At 58.8% G+C, this 16,305-nt stretch carries 15 protein-coding genes; all 15 read right to left on the reverse strand.

Annotated elements, in window-relative coordinates; genetic code table 11:
• Window positions 1-21 precede the first annotated feature (21 nt).
• Window positions 22-558, reverse strand: coding sequence for a phosphoribosyltransferase (locus tag ACIROW_RS04350; protein WP_116435660.1), 537 nt, complete (start codon window positions 556-558; stop codon window positions 22-24).
• A 35-nt stretch (window positions 559-593) separates the two neighbouring features.
• Window positions 594-1,907, reverse strand: a complete 1,314-nt coding sequence (locus tag ACIROW_RS04355; RefSeq protein ID WP_402272269.1) for an adenylosuccinate synthase — start codon at window positions 1,905-1,907, stop codon at window positions 594-596.
• A 3-nt stretch (window positions 1,908-1,910) separates the two neighbouring features.
• On the reverse strand, window positions 1,911-3,062 hold the full coding sequence (locus ACIROW_RS04360; protein ID WP_402272271.1) for an ATP phosphoribosyltransferase regulatory subunit: 1,152 nt from the start codon (window positions 3,060-3,062) through the stop codon (window positions 1,911-1,913).
• Between the two features lie 295 nt (window positions 3,063-3,357).
• Window positions 3,358-4,242 carry a protease modulator HflC gene (gene hflC, locus ACIROW_RS04365; RefSeq protein ID WP_402272273.1) on the reverse strand — a complete coding sequence of 295 codons (885 nt, stop codon included), beginning with the start codon at window positions 4,240-4,242 and terminating at the stop codon, window positions 3,358-3,360.
• The gene (gene hflK, locus ACIROW_RS04370) at window positions 4,242-5,564 is read right to left on the reverse strand and encodes an FtsH protease activity modulator HflK (protein WP_402272275.1); all 1,323 of its coding nucleotides are present in this window, start codon (window positions 5,562-5,564) and stop codon (window positions 4,242-4,244) included. Before hflK ends, hflC begins: the two co-directional genes overlap by 1 nt.
• A 102-nt stretch (window positions 5,565-5,666) precedes the next feature.
• Window positions 5,667-6,839, reverse strand: coding sequence for a GTPase HflX (gene hflX, locus ACIROW_RS04375; RefSeq protein WP_402272278.1), 1,173 nt, complete (start codon window positions 6,837-6,839; stop codon window positions 5,667-5,669).
• A gap of 39 nt (window positions 6,840-6,878) precedes the next feature.
• Window positions 6,879-7,118, reverse strand: coding sequence for an RNA chaperone Hfq (gene hfq / locus ACIROW_RS04380; RefSeq protein WP_034297704.1), 240 nt, complete (start codon window positions 7,116-7,118; stop codon window positions 6,879-6,881).
• A gap of 119 nt (window positions 7,119-7,237) precedes the next feature.
• Window positions 7,238-8,578 (reverse strand): ribosome biogenesis GTPase Der, encoded by a 1,341-nt coding sequence (gene der, locus ACIROW_RS04385; protein ID WP_402272280.1) that lies wholly within the window; start codon window positions 8,576-8,578, stop codon window positions 7,238-7,240.
• Between the two features lie 6 nt (window positions 8,579-8,584).
• Window positions 8,585-9,757: an outer membrane protein assembly factor BamB gene (gene bamB / locus ACIROW_RS04390; protein WP_402272283.1), complete on the reverse strand. Its 1,173-nt coding sequence runs from the start codon at window positions 9,755-9,757 to the stop codon at window positions 8,585-8,587.
• Window positions 9,758-9,811: 54 nt separating this feature from the next.
• The gene (locus ACIROW_RS04395; protein WP_402272285.1) at window positions 9,812-10,462 is read right to left on the reverse strand and encodes a YfgM family protein; all 651 of its coding nucleotides are present in this window, start codon (window positions 10,460-10,462) and stop codon (window positions 9,812-9,814) included.
• A 27-nt stretch (window positions 10,463-10,489) separates the two neighbouring features.
• Window positions 10,490-11,836 carry a histidine--tRNA ligase gene (gene hisS, locus ACIROW_RS04400; protein ID WP_402272287.1) on the reverse strand — a complete coding sequence of 449 codons (1,347 nt, stop codon included), beginning with the start codon at window positions 11,834-11,836 and terminating at the stop codon, window positions 10,490-10,492.
• A gap of 75 nt (window positions 11,837-11,911) precedes the next feature.
• Window positions 11,912-13,180 carry a flavodoxin-dependent (E)-4-hydroxy-3-methylbut-2-enyl-diphosphate synthase gene (gene ispG, locus ACIROW_RS04405; RefSeq protein WP_402272290.1) on the reverse strand — a complete coding sequence of 423 codons (1,269 nt, stop codon included), beginning with the start codon at window positions 13,178-13,180 and terminating at the stop codon, window positions 11,912-11,914.
• A 27-nt stretch (window positions 13,181-13,207) separates the two neighbouring features.
• On the reverse strand, window positions 13,208-14,176 hold the full coding sequence (locus tag ACIROW_RS04410) for a helix-turn-helix domain-containing protein (RefSeq protein WP_402272293.1): 969 nt from the start codon (window positions 14,174-14,176) through the stop codon (window positions 13,208-13,210).
• 82 nt (window positions 14,177-14,258) lie between these two features.
• Entirely contained in the window at window positions 14,259-15,053 is a 795-nt protein-coding gene (gene pilW / locus ACIROW_RS04415) for a type IV pilus biogenesis/stability protein PilW (protein ID WP_402272295.1), read from the reverse strand.
• A gap of 20 nt (window positions 15,054-15,073) precedes the next feature.
• A complete protein-coding gene (rlmN, locus tag ACIROW_RS04420; protein WP_116435647.1) occupies window positions 15,074-16,255 on the reverse strand; it encodes a 23S rRNA (adenine(2503)-C(2))-methyltransferase RlmN in 1,182 nt (393 codons plus the stop codon).
• Window positions 16,256-16,305 lie beyond the last annotated feature (50 nt).

Below are 16,305 nucleotides of genomic sequence, written 5' to 3' on the forward strand. Positions count from 1 at the left end.
GCAATCCTGCAGAACGACGAATTACTTCGTCTCGCCCTTCTTGATCCATGCCGCCAACTGATGCGGACCGAGGCCGTCGTAGTCTTCGAACGGCTGATGAATCCACGGATTGGTCGGCAGGTAGTCGAGGTGATAGTCCGGCTCGACGATCGAGCAGGCCTTCCACCACAGCACTGCGGACTTGATCTCGGTCACGGCTGGATAGTGCTCCTTGAGGTGCATCTGCACCTTTTGCAGCGTCACGCCGGAATCGACCAGATCGTCCACCAGCAAGACGCGGCCAGACAGGCTGCCCTTGGTGATGGTGATGTATTTGGCGATGTCCAGGCTGCTGCGGATGGTGCCAGCAGCTTCACGGTAGGAGCTGGTCGACAGGATCGCCAGCGGCACATCGAAGATGCGCGAGAACACATCGCCCGGGCGCAGGCCCCCGCGCGCGAGGCACAGGACCTGATCGAATTGCCAGCCCGATTCGTGCACTTTCAGGGCCAGCTTTTCGATGCTGCGGTTGTAGTCATCCCAGGAGACCCACAGGTCTTTGTCGTCGGATATTTTCATTATTGATACTCGTCGTACGGAGTTGCTTGACTGGATTACTTGAACGGATGGCGCAGGACGATGGTCTCTTCGCGATCCGGACCGGTCGAAATCATGTCGATAGGCACACCGACCAGTTCCTGGATGCGTTCGATGTATGCGCGAGCGTTCTTCGGCAGGCCGTCCAGCGATTGTACGCCGACGGTCGATTCTTTCCAGCCCGGCATTTCTTCGTAGATCGGCACGCAGGCAGCGGCTTCTTCAGCCCCGACCGGGAAGATATCGACGGTCTTGCCGTTTAGTGTGTAGCCGGTGCACAGCTTGAGCGACTCGAGGCCGTCCAGCACGTCCAGCTTGGTCAGGCACATGCCGGAGACGCCGTTGATCTGTACCGAACGCTTCAGCAACGCGGCGTCGAACCAGCCGCAGCGGCGTGCACGACCGGTGACGGTGCCGAATTCGTGACCGACGGAAGCCAGATGCTTGCCGACGCCTTCATCGGTCGGCAGTTCAGCCGGGAACGGACCCGAACCGACGCGTGTGGTGTAAGCCTTGGTGATACCCATGACGTAGTGCAACATGTCGGGACCGACGCCTGCGCCGGCGGCGGCGTTGCCGGCCACACAGTTGCTCGAGGTGACGAACGGATAGGTGCCGTGGTCAACGTCCAGCAGGCTGCCTTGCGCGCCTTCGAACAGCAGGTTGGAACCGTTCTGGTTGGCGATATGCAGATCGTTGGAGACGTCGGCGACCATCGGCTTCAGGCGCGGCACATTGGCCAGCGCATCGTCCAGAGTCTTCTGGAAGTCGACCGGCTGGGTCTTCAGGTACTGGGTCAGGACGAAGTTGTGGTAGTCCAGGTTTTCCAGCAGCTTTTCAGCGAAGCGCTTTTCGTTGAGCAGATCGGCCACGCGGATGGCGCGACGGGCGACCTTGTCTTCGTAGGCCGGGCCGATGCCCTTTCCGGTAGTGCCGATCTTGGCGGCGCCGCGTGCAGCTTCACGCGCCACGTCGAGTGCCACGTGATAAGGCAGGATCAACGGACAGGCTTCGGACACCTTCAGACGCGACGCGACTTCGACGCCGGCAGCTTCCAGCTTGTCGATTTCACGCAGCAGATCAGGCACGGACAACACCACGCCATTGCCGATGTAGCAAGCCACGCCGGCACGCATGATGCCGGACGGAATCAATTGCAGCGCAGTCTTCTTGCCGCCGATGACTAGCGTATGGCCCGCATTGTGGCCGCCTTGGAAACGCACCACGCCCTGGGCGTGATCGGTCAGCCAATCGACGATCTTACCTTTACCTTCATCGCCCCACTGCGTACCGATGACGACGACATTCTTTGCATTGCTTTTCTGTAACATGGCTTAACCCAAATTTTTGATAATCCAATTTCCATTGCTGAGTTCCACTGCACGGTCGCAGTCGAATTCGTCCTGGTCGTTCTCGTGTCCCGGGAGACTTTGAATCACGATTTCCCCGGCGCGGCGCAATTCCGCTATTTTCTCACGCAAACCTGCCTCGGTACCCCATGGCGCACGAATTGCAGCTTTTCGTTCCGCACCCGGCATCAGGCGAGCCAGTTCACGCAAATCCATGGAAAAACCGGTCGCCGGGCGGGCGCGTCCGAATGCTTCACCGACATGGTCGTAACGGCCGCCGCGCACCACTGCATTGGGCAGGCCCGGCACATAGGCCGCGAACATCACGCCGCTGTGATAGTGGTAACCGCGCAGGTCGGCCAGGTCGATGGTGACGTTGGCTTCGCCGGCCAGTTGCGCCAGCGCCTGCAGTTCGTCGAGCGCCTGGGCGATGCCCGGCAGCGCCGGCAAGGCCTTGCGTGCACGTGCGATCACCTCGATGTCGCCGTACAGGCCCGGCAGTGCCAGCAAGGCGTCACGCGTGGCCGGCAGATAGTCTTTTGTCAATATCTGCAGACCGGGAATGTCCTTGGCTTCCAGCAGGCCGAACAATTGCGCCGCCTGCTTGGCCGCCTTCTCGTCGTTGGCAATGATGGCGCGCAGCACGCCGACGTGGCACAGATCCAGGCGCACCTTGCCGATGCCGGCGAGTGCCAGCGACGCCAGCGCCAGTGCCTGGATTTCAGCATCGGCTTCGAGGCCGGCGTGGCCGTAGATTTCGGCGCCGATCTGCAGCGGTTCGCGCGTGGCGTGCAAGCCCGAAGGACGGGTATGCAACACGCTGCCGGCATAACACAGGCGCGTGACGGAATCGCGGTTGAGCAAATGCGCGTCGATGCGCGCGACTTGCGTGGTCATGTCGGCACGAATCCCGAGCGTGCGGCCCGACAGCTGATCAACCAGCTTGAAGGTGCGCAAGTCGGTGTCCTGACCGGCGCCGGTCAGCAGCGACTCAAGGTATTCGAGCAGCGGCGGCATGACCATCTCGTAGCCGTACAGGCGGAAATTGTCGAGCATGCGACGACGCAGCTCTTCAATCTTGCGCGCTTCGGACGGCAGGACGTCGGCAATGTTTTCAGGAAGAAGCCAGTTAGGCATAAAACAATTCAATCAAAAAATATATCTGAAACAAACCCCGGCATGCTCAGGGTGAACTCAGGCAAAACCAGGCAAACCCCGTCACACGCGGCAAGGCACACGCGTCCGAAGAAGCGTATGCCTGGAGCACATCACATCAATGCTGGGGAAACAAATACTCGAAAGAAACGAAAAGAAACGACAGAAACAGCAGACAACAATTCAGGTCAACAAAAACAGAAGGACACCCCATGCCGGCGGCATCCGTTTTTCTGTTCGCGCAACCCGATATTGTATACCACGAACGGGTCGTGGCTTATTTCTTGGCGCTCACGCCTCCCACGCCCTTGAAATATTTGAAGAACTCGGAGTTGGGGTCCACTACCATCAGGTCGTGACGGTTCTTGAAACTGGCGCGATAAGCCTCGAGGCTGCGATAGAACTTGAAGAACTCGGGATTCTGTCCGAATGCCTGGGCGTAGACCTGCGAAGCCTTGGCATCGCCTGCGCCGCGGATCTTTTCCGCATCACGATAAGCTTCAGCCAGGATAACCACGCGCTGGCGGTCGGCGTCGGCGCGAATCTTTTCCGACTCGGCGGCGCCGGTGGAACGCAATTCGTTGGCAACGCGGGCACGCTCGGATTTCATGCGGTCGTACACCGAATTATTGATCTGGTCGACATAGTCGACGCGGCGCAGGCGCACGTCGATGATCTCGGCGCCGATCTGCTTGGCCTCAAGAGCGACCTTGCGCTGGATCGCGTCCATCACCTTGCCGCGCTCACCAGAGATCACTTCGCGCACGGTGCGCTTGGTGATTTCTTCGTTCAATGCAGCCTTGACGATTTGCGACAGGCGATCTTGGGCGCGACGCTCATCGCCACCGAAGCTGATGAAGTACAGGCGTGGATCAACGATGCGCCATTTGACGAAGGAGTCCACCAGGACGTTTTTCTTTTCGGCCGTGATAAAACGGTCGGCGTCAGGCGTATCCAGGGTCTGGATGCGCTTGTCGATGTAGATCACGTTCTGGAACGGCGGCGGCAGCTTGAAGTGCAGACCCGGCTCGGTCACCACCTGCTTGACTTCACCAAGGGCGAAGACGATGGCCGACTGGCGCTGCTCAACGATGAAAACGGTGGTCGACACCAGCCAGACGGCGATGACGGCGACGATGATGCTGGTAATCAGGCGGCTCATTAGCGTACCTCCCGATCGCGGGAATCACGCGCATCCCGGTTGCGGGAATCACGTTGGGCATCTGTGGAATACACTGGATCTGTTCCTGGAAGTGTTGGCGAAGCAGCGGATGATGATCCTGCAGGCGCAGTCGCAGGCTTTGCTGCCGCGGCGGCGTTATCGGATTGCTGGATCAGCTTGTCCAGCGGCAGATACAGCAAGTTGTTGCCGCTCTTGGCATCCACCATGACCTTAGTCGTGTTGGAGAAGATCTGCTGCATGGTTTCCAGATACATACGGTCACGCGTCACAGCCGGCGCTTTCTGGTATTCCTCGAGCACTTGCTTGAAGCGCGCGGCATCGCCTTCGGCGTTGGCGACGATGCGCGAACGGTAGGCTTCGGCTTCTTCCAACAGGCGTGAAGAAGCGCCGCTAGCCTTCGGAATCACATCGTTGGCATAGGCCTGGCCTTCATTCTTCTGACGCTCGCGGTCCTGCCCTGCCTTGACGGCGTCATCGAATGCCGCCTGCACCTGTTCAGGCGGTTGCACACCCTGCATAGTGACGTTGGTGATCTGCACACCAGATTTATAGCGATCAAGGATTTGCTGCATCAGTTGACCAACGTCGAGCGCCACCTTTTCACGGCCTTCGTACAACACGAAGTCCATCTTGCTGCGGCCGACGATCTCGCGAATCGCGGTCTCGGCGACCTGACGTACGGTCTCGTCCTGGTCGCGGTTGTTGAACAGCCATTCTGCGGCGTTCTTGAGCTTGTATTGAACGGCGAACTGGATGTCGATGATGTTCTCATCGTCAGTCAGCATCAACGCTTCCTTCAACTGCTTGTTCTTGGCGTTGCTGCGATAGCCGATTTCCGCCGTGCGCACCTGCGAGACGTTGACGATCTCGTGGCTTTGCACCGGATAAGGCCAGCGCCAGTTAAAACCCGGCAAGGTGGTGTGGCTGTATTTGCCGAAGGTCATGACGACTGCGGTCTGCCCCTCCTGCACGATGAAGAAGCCGCTGGCCAGCCACAGGAATGCGACGATGACGGCGATCACGCCGGCGCCGATACCGGCGCCCTTGATATCGCCGCGATTGAAGCCGCCGCCGTCGCCATTATCCGAACCGCCGCCACCGCGTTTGCCAAACAGCCGGCTCAGGCGTTGATTGAAATCACGCCATAGCTGATCGAGGTCGGGAGGACCTTCTTCCGGCTTTTTGCCGTTGTTGCCGTTGTTCTGATTTTGACGGTTGTTGTCGTCTTGTGAACCGCGCCCCCATTGAGGGTCGTTCAACGAAAACTTTATACCGAGTTTTTTGAATAGAGAAACGAGCATGCGTTGCGATCCGGCTTAGTAATTGAAAAAATCAAAAGAGGGAATGCCCGCCAACTTCGAGAACCGCCTGGACGACCAGCTGTGGCGGTTCAAGCCAACAGATTAATGCGCGTGCGTATCGTTTGTGTCGTGTGTATCGCGCACATCGTACACGTCACGCACATCTTGAGAATCGGGAATCTGAGACCGGGCGCCCCTGCGTGCCTCGATCGACGACCTGAGTGAGTCGGCAATTGCCTGCCGCAACAAATCCAGGCCGGCACCGGTTTTTGCACTGACAAAAACCCGGTGGATTCTACCATACTCATCATGCTCAATTGCCGGTTCCAGCTCAGCGGCATCGATCTTGTTCCAGACCAGAATCTGAGGAATATGATCAGCGCCGATCTCCTTAAGAACCAGATTCACCTGCTCGATTTGCTCCATGCGCACCGGGCTTGCCGCATCGACAACATGCAGCAGCAGATCAGCGTGAATGGTCTCTTCGAGCGTGGCGCGAAACGCCGCCACCAGTTGGTGAGGCAACTCACGAATGAAACCGACCGTATCGGAAATGACAACATGGCCTACCTCACCAAGATACACCCGGCGCGACGTCGTATCGAGCGTCGCGAACAGCTGATTGGCGGCATAGACACCGGCTTTGGCCATGGCATTGAACACCGTGGATTTGCCGGCGTTGGTGTAACCGACCAGCGACACCGAGAAGGTGTCATTGCGGCCACGGGCCCGTCGCTGTGTGGCATGCTGGCGATGCAACTTGGCCAGTTGCGCGCGCAAGGCCTTGACGCGATCGCCGAGCAGGCGACGGTCGGTTTCGAGCTGGGTTTCGCCCGGGCCGCGCAAGCCGATACCGCCCTTTTGTCGCTCCAAGTGAGTCCAGCCGCGAATCAGGCGCGTCGCCAGATGCTGTAACTGGGCAAGTTCAACCTGCACCTTGCCTTCATGGCTCTTGGCGCGTTGGGCGAAAATATCGAGGATCAGGCTGGTGCGATCAAGCACCCGTGTTTTCAGCACCCGTTCGAGATTGCGCTGTTGCGCAGGCGATAAGGCGTGATTGAAGATGACGATGTCCAATTGCAGATCAGCGACTGCATCCGCAATCTCTTGCGCCTTGCCGGACCCGACAAACAGGGCGGCATCCGGACTGGCGCGTTTGCCTGTTACGGTGGTAACAGGCTCCGCGCCAGCGGACTTGGCCAGCAGGAATAACTCATCCAGACTCGCGGCAAAATCACTTTTGCCGAAATCCAGGCCGACTAGCGCGGCACGCATATCAGTATGCACACGGCGTGGCGCCGGCTGGATAAACCATTATTCCGCTTCTGCCGAATCGAGGCTCAGATTCACAGCGCGGGCTGGTACGACGGTAGAAATGGCGTGCTTGTACACCATTTGAGTGACTGTATTGCGCAGGAGAACGACATATTGGTCGAACGACTCAACATGACCTTGCAGCTTGATCCCGTTGACCAGATAGATCGAGACGGGGACGTGTTCTTTTCTTAAGGCATTAAGAAATGGGTCTTGTAACAATTGCCCTTTGTTGCTCATGGCAGCTCCACTGTGTTGTTGTGATTAGGATTTGGAGGCACCTGACAAAATTTCAAGTGCTTTACCAATCTATGCGTTATGAATGTAAACGATTTCCAACCGACCGCCAAGATTCGAGATTATTTATCTGGGCGCGCGAAAGGATTCTTGCTCGAGCGGAACTCGATACGGAGTGGAGTGCCAACCAACGAGAAAGTTTCACGAAAATGCTTTTCGAGATAACGTTTGTAGCTGTCATCCACGCCTTCAAGGGCGTTGCCGTGGATCACCACGATCGGAGGATTCATGCCGCCCTGGTGGGCGTAGCGCAATTTGGGTCGGATCGAGCCTTTGCGGCGCGGCTGTTGATGTTCGACCGCTTCGATCAGCGCCCGCGTGAGCTTCGGCGTAGTCAGATTGGACATCGCTGCGGCATAGGCCGAGTCGATGGATTTCATGACCGGGCCGATGCCGGTCGACTTCAGCGCGGAGATGAAGTGGAACTTGGCGAACGACAGGAAACTGAGCTTGCGCTCCAGGTCCATCTTGATCTCGTCGCGGCGATCGCTTTGCAGGCCGTCCCACTTGTTGACGCCCACCACCAGTGCGCGGCCGGACTCCAGCACGAAGCCGGCAATATGCGCGTCCTGCTCCGAAATGTCCTGTTGCGCATCGAGCAGCAGCAAGACCACGTTGGTTTCCGAAATCGATTGCAGGGTCTTCACCACCGAGAATTTCTCGATTGCTTCGAACACCTTGCCGCGCCGGCGGATACCGGCGGTGTCGATCAGCGTATATTGCTTGCCATCGCGCTCGAAGGGAATTTCGATCGAGTCGCGAGTCGTCCCCGGCATGTCGAAAGCGATGACGCGTTCTTCGCCAAGCAAGGTATTGACCAGCGTCGATTTTCCCACGTTCGGACGACCGACAATGGCGATCTTGATGCCGCGCGCGGTATCGACTTCTTCGCCGAGATCCGGACGTTGGGCCAGCGCGATATCCAGTGCTTCATCCACCAAGTCGGCGACGCCATCGCCGTGCGCAGCGGAAATCACATACGGATCGCCCAGGCCCAGCTCGTAGAAGTCGGCGGTGACGGACGTGTACTTCATGCCCTCGGCCTTATTGACCACCAGCATGACCGAACGGCCCGACTTGCGCAGGAAATCAGTAATGGTTTTATCGTGCGGCGTCAGGCCTTGACGACCATCGACAATGAATATCACGACATCGGCCTCGACCACCGCCTGCTTGGTCTGTTTGGCCATTTCAAACATGATGCCCTCTTTGGCCACCGGCTCGAAACCGCCGGTGTCAATCACCAAAAAGGGGCGTTCGCCGACCCGGCCTTCGCCGTAGTGACGATCCCGGGTCAGCCCGGGCATGTCTGCGACCAGCGCATCACGTGAACGGGTGAGCCGATTAAACAATGTCGACTTACCGACATTGGGACGACCAACAAGTGCAATAACCGGCTTCATTAAATATTATTCTGCCGCCAAGGCGACGACTGTTCCTGCTTGAGTTTGAAAAACGACGGCTTGCCCAGCGGCAATCGGCGTCACCTGAATCGGGCTGCCGTCGGTGCTTGTACGGGCGACGAACGAACCGTCATCGCGCGACAGGAAATGGATATAACCCTGATAATCGCCTACTGCGACTGCTTTGCCAACTGCAATCGGCGGCGACAGGCGTCGATAGGCCAGTTTGGCGTTGCGCCACAGCGCGGCGCCGGTGTCGCGGGCAAACTCCGTTACGCCACCCTTGTCATCGGCCGAAAACACGAAACGGTCATCCAGCGTCAGACCCGATTCGCTGGAGAAATCCTTGACCCAGCGTACATTGCCGTTGGCGACATCGAAGCAGCCGATGCGACCTTGATAAGCCACCGCGCAGACATCGCGCACGCCCAATCCCGGCACGCCCGACACGTCAGCGATACGCTCAAGTTCGGTAGTGCCCTTCGGATCACCGACGGCGACTTCCCAGCGTGGGCCGCCGTTGTTCAGTGCCAGTGCCGACAAGCGGCCGCCCGGCAATGCGACGTAGGCGGTTTGCGAATCGAGCACGATGCCCGGCGCAGTGCGCAGGGTCAGCGCCGGCAAAGGACGCAGCACGGTCCAGCGACGGGTGCCGTTTTCGGCGTCAAATGCGGTAACACGATTGTCGATGCTGCGCACCAGCACCAGTCCCGAACCTACGACTGGCGCCGACAGGACTTCGCTGGGCGCCTGGGCTTTCCAAAGCGACTTGCCGTTGCCGTCAAAGGCCTGTACAACGCCCTTTTCACCCACCACCGCAATCACGTTGCCATCGCTGCCGACACCGGCCGTCAGGGACGAACCGGCATTGACGCGCCACACAGTCTGACCGGTGGATGCATTCAGACGTACCACGGCGCCATCGGCGCCTGCAGCGAACACGCTGCCGCCGGCGAAGACCGGGCTGAACTGGAACACGCCGGCTTTTCCGACGGATGCAGTCCAGACGGTTTGCGTACGTAAGGTTTGCTTGAACTCGACCAGCGCTGCAGGCGGATTGACTTCCTTCTTGCTCGAAAACAGCGAGCAGCCCGACAACAAGGCTACAGCCGCCAGCGCGCTCAGCTTGATCGCCAGGGACGCTGTGCGCTTGGATACGACTTGTGACTCACGACGCATATGGTTTTTCCTCTTACCGGATTTCACGATGTTGGAGTGTTTTTATGGCGATGCTCAGGCTGCAGCCTTGGCCGGCGTACCACCGATGGCGTCGAGCTTCAGTTGAATCAACTGGCGGCCCGGATTGCGCTCATCGGTCTTGTCCAGCGCCAGTTGGTAAGCGACGCGTGCTTCGTCGCGCTTGTCCTGTGCCACCAGAATGTCGCCCTTGCGATCGGCAACGGCACCGGCAAACTGCACCGGAAAATCACCCGCCAGCAGCTTGAGCGCATCATCATAAGCCTTTGCATCCAGCAGCAAACCGGCCAGGCGGATCGATGCGATCGCCTTGTACTCGGCGTCACGACCATGGTCGATGACCCATTGCAATTGTTTCTTGGCGGTTTCGGTGTCGTTGGCGTTGAAAGCTGACTTGGCGGCGACCAGCGCGCTCATCTGTGCGTAAGCCGTACCACTGAACTTGTCCTGCATGTCGGTCGCTGCGCGCAGCACTTTGGCACCGTCTTTGGCCTCGGCCGCCTTTTGCTGCTCTTCATAGAGCTGCGAAGCTTGCTGGGATTGCTTGCGTTGATACAAATTCCAGCCGCTCCAGGCGCCATAGGCGGCCAGCGCGACGATCAACACCCAGGTCAGAAGATTGCCGTACTTGCTCCACCATGCCTTGATGGAAGCAAGCTGTTCTTGTTCTTCGAGATCGTATGCCATGAAATAAGTCTAAAAGTGGTTCAGAAATTAAGGGTGGTAATGCACGTGATCATGATCGTGGTCGTGGTCGCCGACGATTTGTTCAACGACATAGTCGGTCACGCCGTCAAACGGAATCGTGACCTGATTGCTTTCGCCTTCGACTGCACGCAGGGTCTTGACGGTGGCCGTCGCGTTATTGACCTCGTCTTCACCGAGAATGACCGCAAATGCCGCGCCGCTGGCGTCGGCTTTCTTCATCTGCGACTTGAAGCTGCCGCCCGCGCTCGCCGATGCGCAATGTAGCACAACATCCAGCCCGGCACCGCGTAATCTTTCCGCCAGCACGAAGGATTGCAGCTGTGCTTCGTCGCCCTGGTGGACCATGTAGACGTCGCATTGGTTCGGTGCGTATTGCTCGCCGCTTGCTTTCATCAGTTCCAGCAAACGCTCCACGCCCATGGCGAAACCGCAGGCCGGCGTCGGCTTGCCGCCGAACATTTCGATCAGCGGATCGTAGCGTCCGCCGCCGCATACCGTGCCTTGCGAACCGAGCTGGTCGGTGACCCACTCGAACACCGTACGGTTGTAATAATCCATGCCGCGCACCAGGCGCGGATTGATCGTGAACGGAATGTTGTTGTGATTCAGGATCTTTTGCACGCCTTCAAAGTGCGCGCGCGATTCCTCACCGAGATAGTCGAGCAGCTTGGGCGCTCCGTTGACCATGTCTTGCATGGTCGGATTCTTGGTGTCGAGAATGCGCAGCGGGTTCGAATGCAGGCGACGCTGGGCATCGGTATCAAGCAGCTCCTTGTGCTGCTCGAAATAAGCAATCAGGTCGGCACGATGCTTGCTGCGCTCTTCGGCGTCACCGATGGAGTTCAGCTCCAGACGAATGTCTTCCAGACCAAGGTCATCCCACAGGCGCTGGCACATCATGATCAGTTCGGCGTCGATGTCCGGACCGGTGAAACCGAGCGCTTCCGCGCCGACCTGATGGAACTGACGATAGCGTCCGCGCTGCGGGCGTTCATGGCGGAACATCGGACCCGCGTACCAGAGACGCTTCGGACCATCGTAAGTGAGATTGTGCTCGAGCGCCGCGCGCACCACGCTGGCGGTGCTTTCCGGACGCAGGGTCAGGTTGTCGCCGTTCATCGAATCGGTGAAGGAATACATTTCTTTCTCGACGATGTCGGTGACTTCTCCGAGGCCCCGCGAGAACAAGGCGGTCGGTTCGACGATCGGCGTGCGGATCTGCTGAAATCCGTAACTCTTGAGCACCGAATGCACGGTGTTCTCGAACAGTTCCCACAGCGGCGCGTCAGCCGGGAGGATGTCGTTCATTCCTTTGACGCCGACAATTTTTTCGATTTTCTTGTTTTCAGACATGCTAATGATTTTCAGGTTTATTCAGTCACAGGCCAGCCGGCGGCAGCCTGTCCAGGCGGCGCCTCCAATAACAGCTCAGGCCGCGGTTTGCTTGCCGTAATGCGTTTGTACGTAATCCAGCACAATGGTTTGGAATTCTTCGGCGATGCGTTCGCCGCGCAAGGTCATGCGCTTCTCACCATCGATGAATACCGGCGCGGCAGGCGATTCGCCGGTGCCGGGCAAGCTGATGCCGATGTTCGCATGCTTGGATTCACCGGGGCCGTTGACGATGCAGCCCATGACGGCGACGTTCATGCTTTCGACGCCGGGATACACGCCCTTCCACTGCGGCATTTGCTCACGCAGGTAGGTCTGGATCTTGTCCGCCAGATCTTGGAACACGGTCGATGTCGTACGACCGCAACCGGGGCAAGCGATTACCATCGGCGTGAACTTGCGCAAGCCCATCGTCTGCAGGATTTCCTGGCCGACAATGACTTCACGGGTGCGGTCGCCGCCCGGTTCCGGCGTCAGCGAAATGCGGATGGTGTCGCCGATGCCTTCTTGCAGCAACACCGACAGGGCCGCCGTCGAGGCGACGATACCCTTGCTGCCCATACCTGCTTCGGTCAGACCGAGATGCAGCGGATAGTCGCAACGACGCGCCAGTTCGCGGTACACCGCGATCAGATCTTGAACGCCTGATACCTTGCACGACAAGATGATCTTGTCGCCAGCCAAGCCCAGTTCTTCCGCACGCTGGGCGTTTTCGATAGCCGAAGTCACCAACGCTTCGTACATCACGGCCTGCGCCGGCCATGGTTCCGCGCGTCCGGCATTTTCATCCATGATGCGCGCCAGCAGCGCCTGATCCAGGCTGCCCCAGTTGACACCGATGCGCACCGGCTTGTCGTAGCGGCAAGCCGCTTCGATCATCTGCGCGAATTGACTGTCGCGCTTGGCGCCCTTACCGACATTGCCGGGGTTGATGCGGTACTTCGACAGCGCCTTGGCGCAATCGGGATAGTCGTTGAGCAGCGTGTGGCCGTTGTAATGGAAATCGCCCACCAGCGGCACGTCCACGCCCATGCGATCAAGTTGCTCGCGAATCGCCGGCACCGCCGCTGCCGCTTCCGGCGAATTGACGGTGATGCGCACCACTTCCGAGCCGGCGCGGGCCAGGTCCTTGATCTGGATCGCCGTGCCGATGGCGTCGGCGGTGTCCGTATTGGTCATGGATTGCACCATGACCGGCGCACCGCCGCCGACCGCCACTTCGCGCTCACCGTACCGGATGACGGCGCGGCGACTTTGACGGCGACCCAACGGGCCGGATGCGATCGGGAAAGGCGAAGATGACATACGTGCGTTATTTCAAATTCTTCAAATTCATTTCAGGCTCAGACGAGCCACGTTGCTGCTGCTGCCGGTTTCCAGATCCAGTCTGGAACCACGCAGACTGGCGTCGACGCCGGCCGCATTACCGACCACCAGCGTCACCGGCTCGTTGATATCAAACGACTCGGTGGTGCCGGCCTTGAGCAGGCGAGAAATCATGGTCGACTTGTCGCCACGGCGGATTTCCACCCACGAATCCTCGCGGAAGGTAAGGCTAAGCAAATCCTTGCTGTTGCTGATGTTCAGGCTTCCGGTCACCGGCGATCCGGAGCTTACCGGCGCTACCGCGACTTTCGCTTGTGCCGACTCGGCGACCGGCTTGACAGCGGCCGGCCCCGGCTGCGGCGCACTTGGCGCCACCGCGCTGGCCACGCGCTCGGAAACATTGGTAATCGCCGAACTGGCCGAGCTGGCAGCACTCGTCACGGCCGATTCAACCTTTTCGAGCTTGCTCTTGTCGGAACCATCCTGTACTTCAGGCGGCAAGTCCTGCTGGGCATCGGCTTGCACCGGCGCTGCCGCCGGCTCTTCCGAAGTTGTCTTGGGGACCTGCTTCAACCATGCCAATTGCGGCACATCGTTGAACGCATCGGTTCGATGGATTACTGCGGCAGCGCCGACCAGCAATACCACCAGCACACCCCCAATCACCAGACCTGGCGACACCCTGCTGCGATTACCCAGCGGAAGCGGCGACTCCGAAAACGGCGTCGACAGTGTGCGCTGTGGTGTTATATGTCCTGTGTGTGCAGGACCGTCCTGCGGCAACAAAGCCACCAGCGCGTTGGCGTCCAGCCCCAGCAGCTTGGCATAGGCGCGCACAAAGCCGCGCACGATGACCGGCCCCGGCAACGCCGCATAATTGTCGTCCTCCAGCGCGATCACCTGACGCGTGGCGAATTTCAACTGACTCGCGGCGTGTTCCACAGACCACCCCTTGGCCTGACGTTGCGCAGCCAATAGCGCTCCGGGTAATGCCACTTGCCTTACCTCTTCTGCCTCCGATCCGAAACCGGAGATTGGCGCTTCATTTCCCTGCTGATCACTCATCAAATGCTCCACGTTGATAAGCCGCGTATTCTGACGAAGACGGATAGCGACGGCGCAACTGCACCGCCAGTTCATTTTCGGCTGATTGATTGCCTAGTTTACGTTCAATCTTGATGGCTAGCCATAGTGCATCGACATTCAAGACATCATTTTTTGCCGCCAGACCGATGTGGAAGCGCGCACGCTCGAATTCATTCCGGTCAAAGTAAATCCTGGTCAAATTCACATTGGTCGCCAGACTGGCCGGATCATACTGGAACGCCCGCGCAAAATAGCGCTCAGCCGCTGCGGCATTCTGCAGCTTCAGGCTGCATGCACCGGCATTGGCAAGCGCCTTGCCCGGCGAGCGATAAGCCGGTTGCGCGACTGCCGCCTCGAAGTACGGTATCGCATCGGCTGTGCGGCCATTATTGCAAAGGAACCAGCCGTAATTATTGGCGAAATCCGGATTGCCGGGCGAGAGATTCAACGCCTGGCGGAAATCGGCTTCGGCCTGCCTGCTGCGGCCCATTTCCATGAACGCCAGCGCGCGCATGCCATAGGCCTCGGCAAAATCGGGGACCGCCTGCAGTGCCAGGCCGGCCTCTTCAACCGTCACGGCAAACTGGCGCTGCTCGTAATAACCGATCGCCAGTTGCAAACGAATATCGGCACGCTTCTGAGCGTCAGCCTGAACGTTTGCACGGTACGGCGACACTGGCATATCGTCGCCGGCAGCAGTCTTGTCCGTTTTGGCAGAAGCACATCCGGTCAGCAGCAAAGCAGGCGCCAGCAGCAAGACAATCACGCTGGTCTGCCAGTGTTTCCTCACCCGGATATCTCCACGATGCGGCCAAAATCCTTGCCGAATTTTTGCTGATATTCGGTCATCTTCTGCATACGCTCCTGCACGCGGGTGCGATCTTTGACCTCGCCGGCCAACTGGCCGCATGCGGCATCGATATCATCGCCGCGGGTTTTGCGAATCGTCGTGACGATACCGGCATCCATGAGGATCTGGGCAAACGCCTTGATACGCGGATTGTGTGAGCGCTTCAATCCCGATTCAGGGAATGGATTGAACGGAATCAGATTGAACTTGCATGGCACTGCAGCCTTGGCGTCGCCGCCGCCCTGCACCAGCGCCACCAGTTCGCGCGCATGCGCGTCGCTGTCGTTGACGCCGTCCAGCATGCAATATTCGAACGTCACGAAATCACGCGGCGCGAATTCGAGATAGCGCTTGCACGCCGCCATCAATTCATGCAGCGGGTACTTCTTGTTCAAGGGGATCAGGCCGTCGCGCAATGTATCGTTGGACGCATGCAGCGACACCGCCAGCGCCACCGCACATTCCTGCGACAGCTTGTCGATCATCGGCACCACGCCGCTGGTGGACAAGGTCACGCGGCGGCGCGAAAGACCGTACGCGTTGTCGTCGAGCATCAGCTTCAAGGCGGTAACGGTAGGTTCAAAATTCAATAAAGGCTCACCCATGCCCATCATCACCACGTTGGTGATCTGGCGCTCGCCTTTGGGGCCCGCTTCGACACCCTTGGTCTTGCGCAGCTCAAACTCGGCCATCCACAACTGGCCGATGATTTCGCCGACGCTCAGATTGCGGTTGAAGCCTTGCTTGCCGGTCGAACAGAAACGGCAATTGACCGCACAGCCGGCCTGGGTCGAAATGCACAGGGTGCCGCGGTTTTCTTCGGGAATGAATACGGTTTCAACGGCATTGCCGTTGCCGACATCCACCAGCCATTTGCGAGTGCCGTCGGTAGAAGTATGGTCGCTGATGATGGCCGGAGCGGTCACATGGGCCCGCGTCGACAGCTTTTCACGCAGCGACTTGGCGAGATCGGTCATCTCGGCAAAATCGGCAACGCCGTATTGGTGTATCCAACGTTGCAATTGTTTGGCGCGAAACGGCTTCTCACCCAACTCGCCACAGTAAGCGACGAGTTGCGCGGGATCCAGATCCAGCAGATTGGTGAGAGCTGTTGTCATGACATGTACCACTTTTCGTTAACCTTGATGCATAGATCACTAAACATCAA

Origin of the sequence: Herbaspirillum sp. NPDC101397 (assembly GCF_044767325.1) — a bacterium.
Taxonomy (GTDB): Bacteria; Pseudomonadota; Gammaproteobacteria; order Burkholderiales; family Burkholderiaceae_D; genus Herbaspirillum.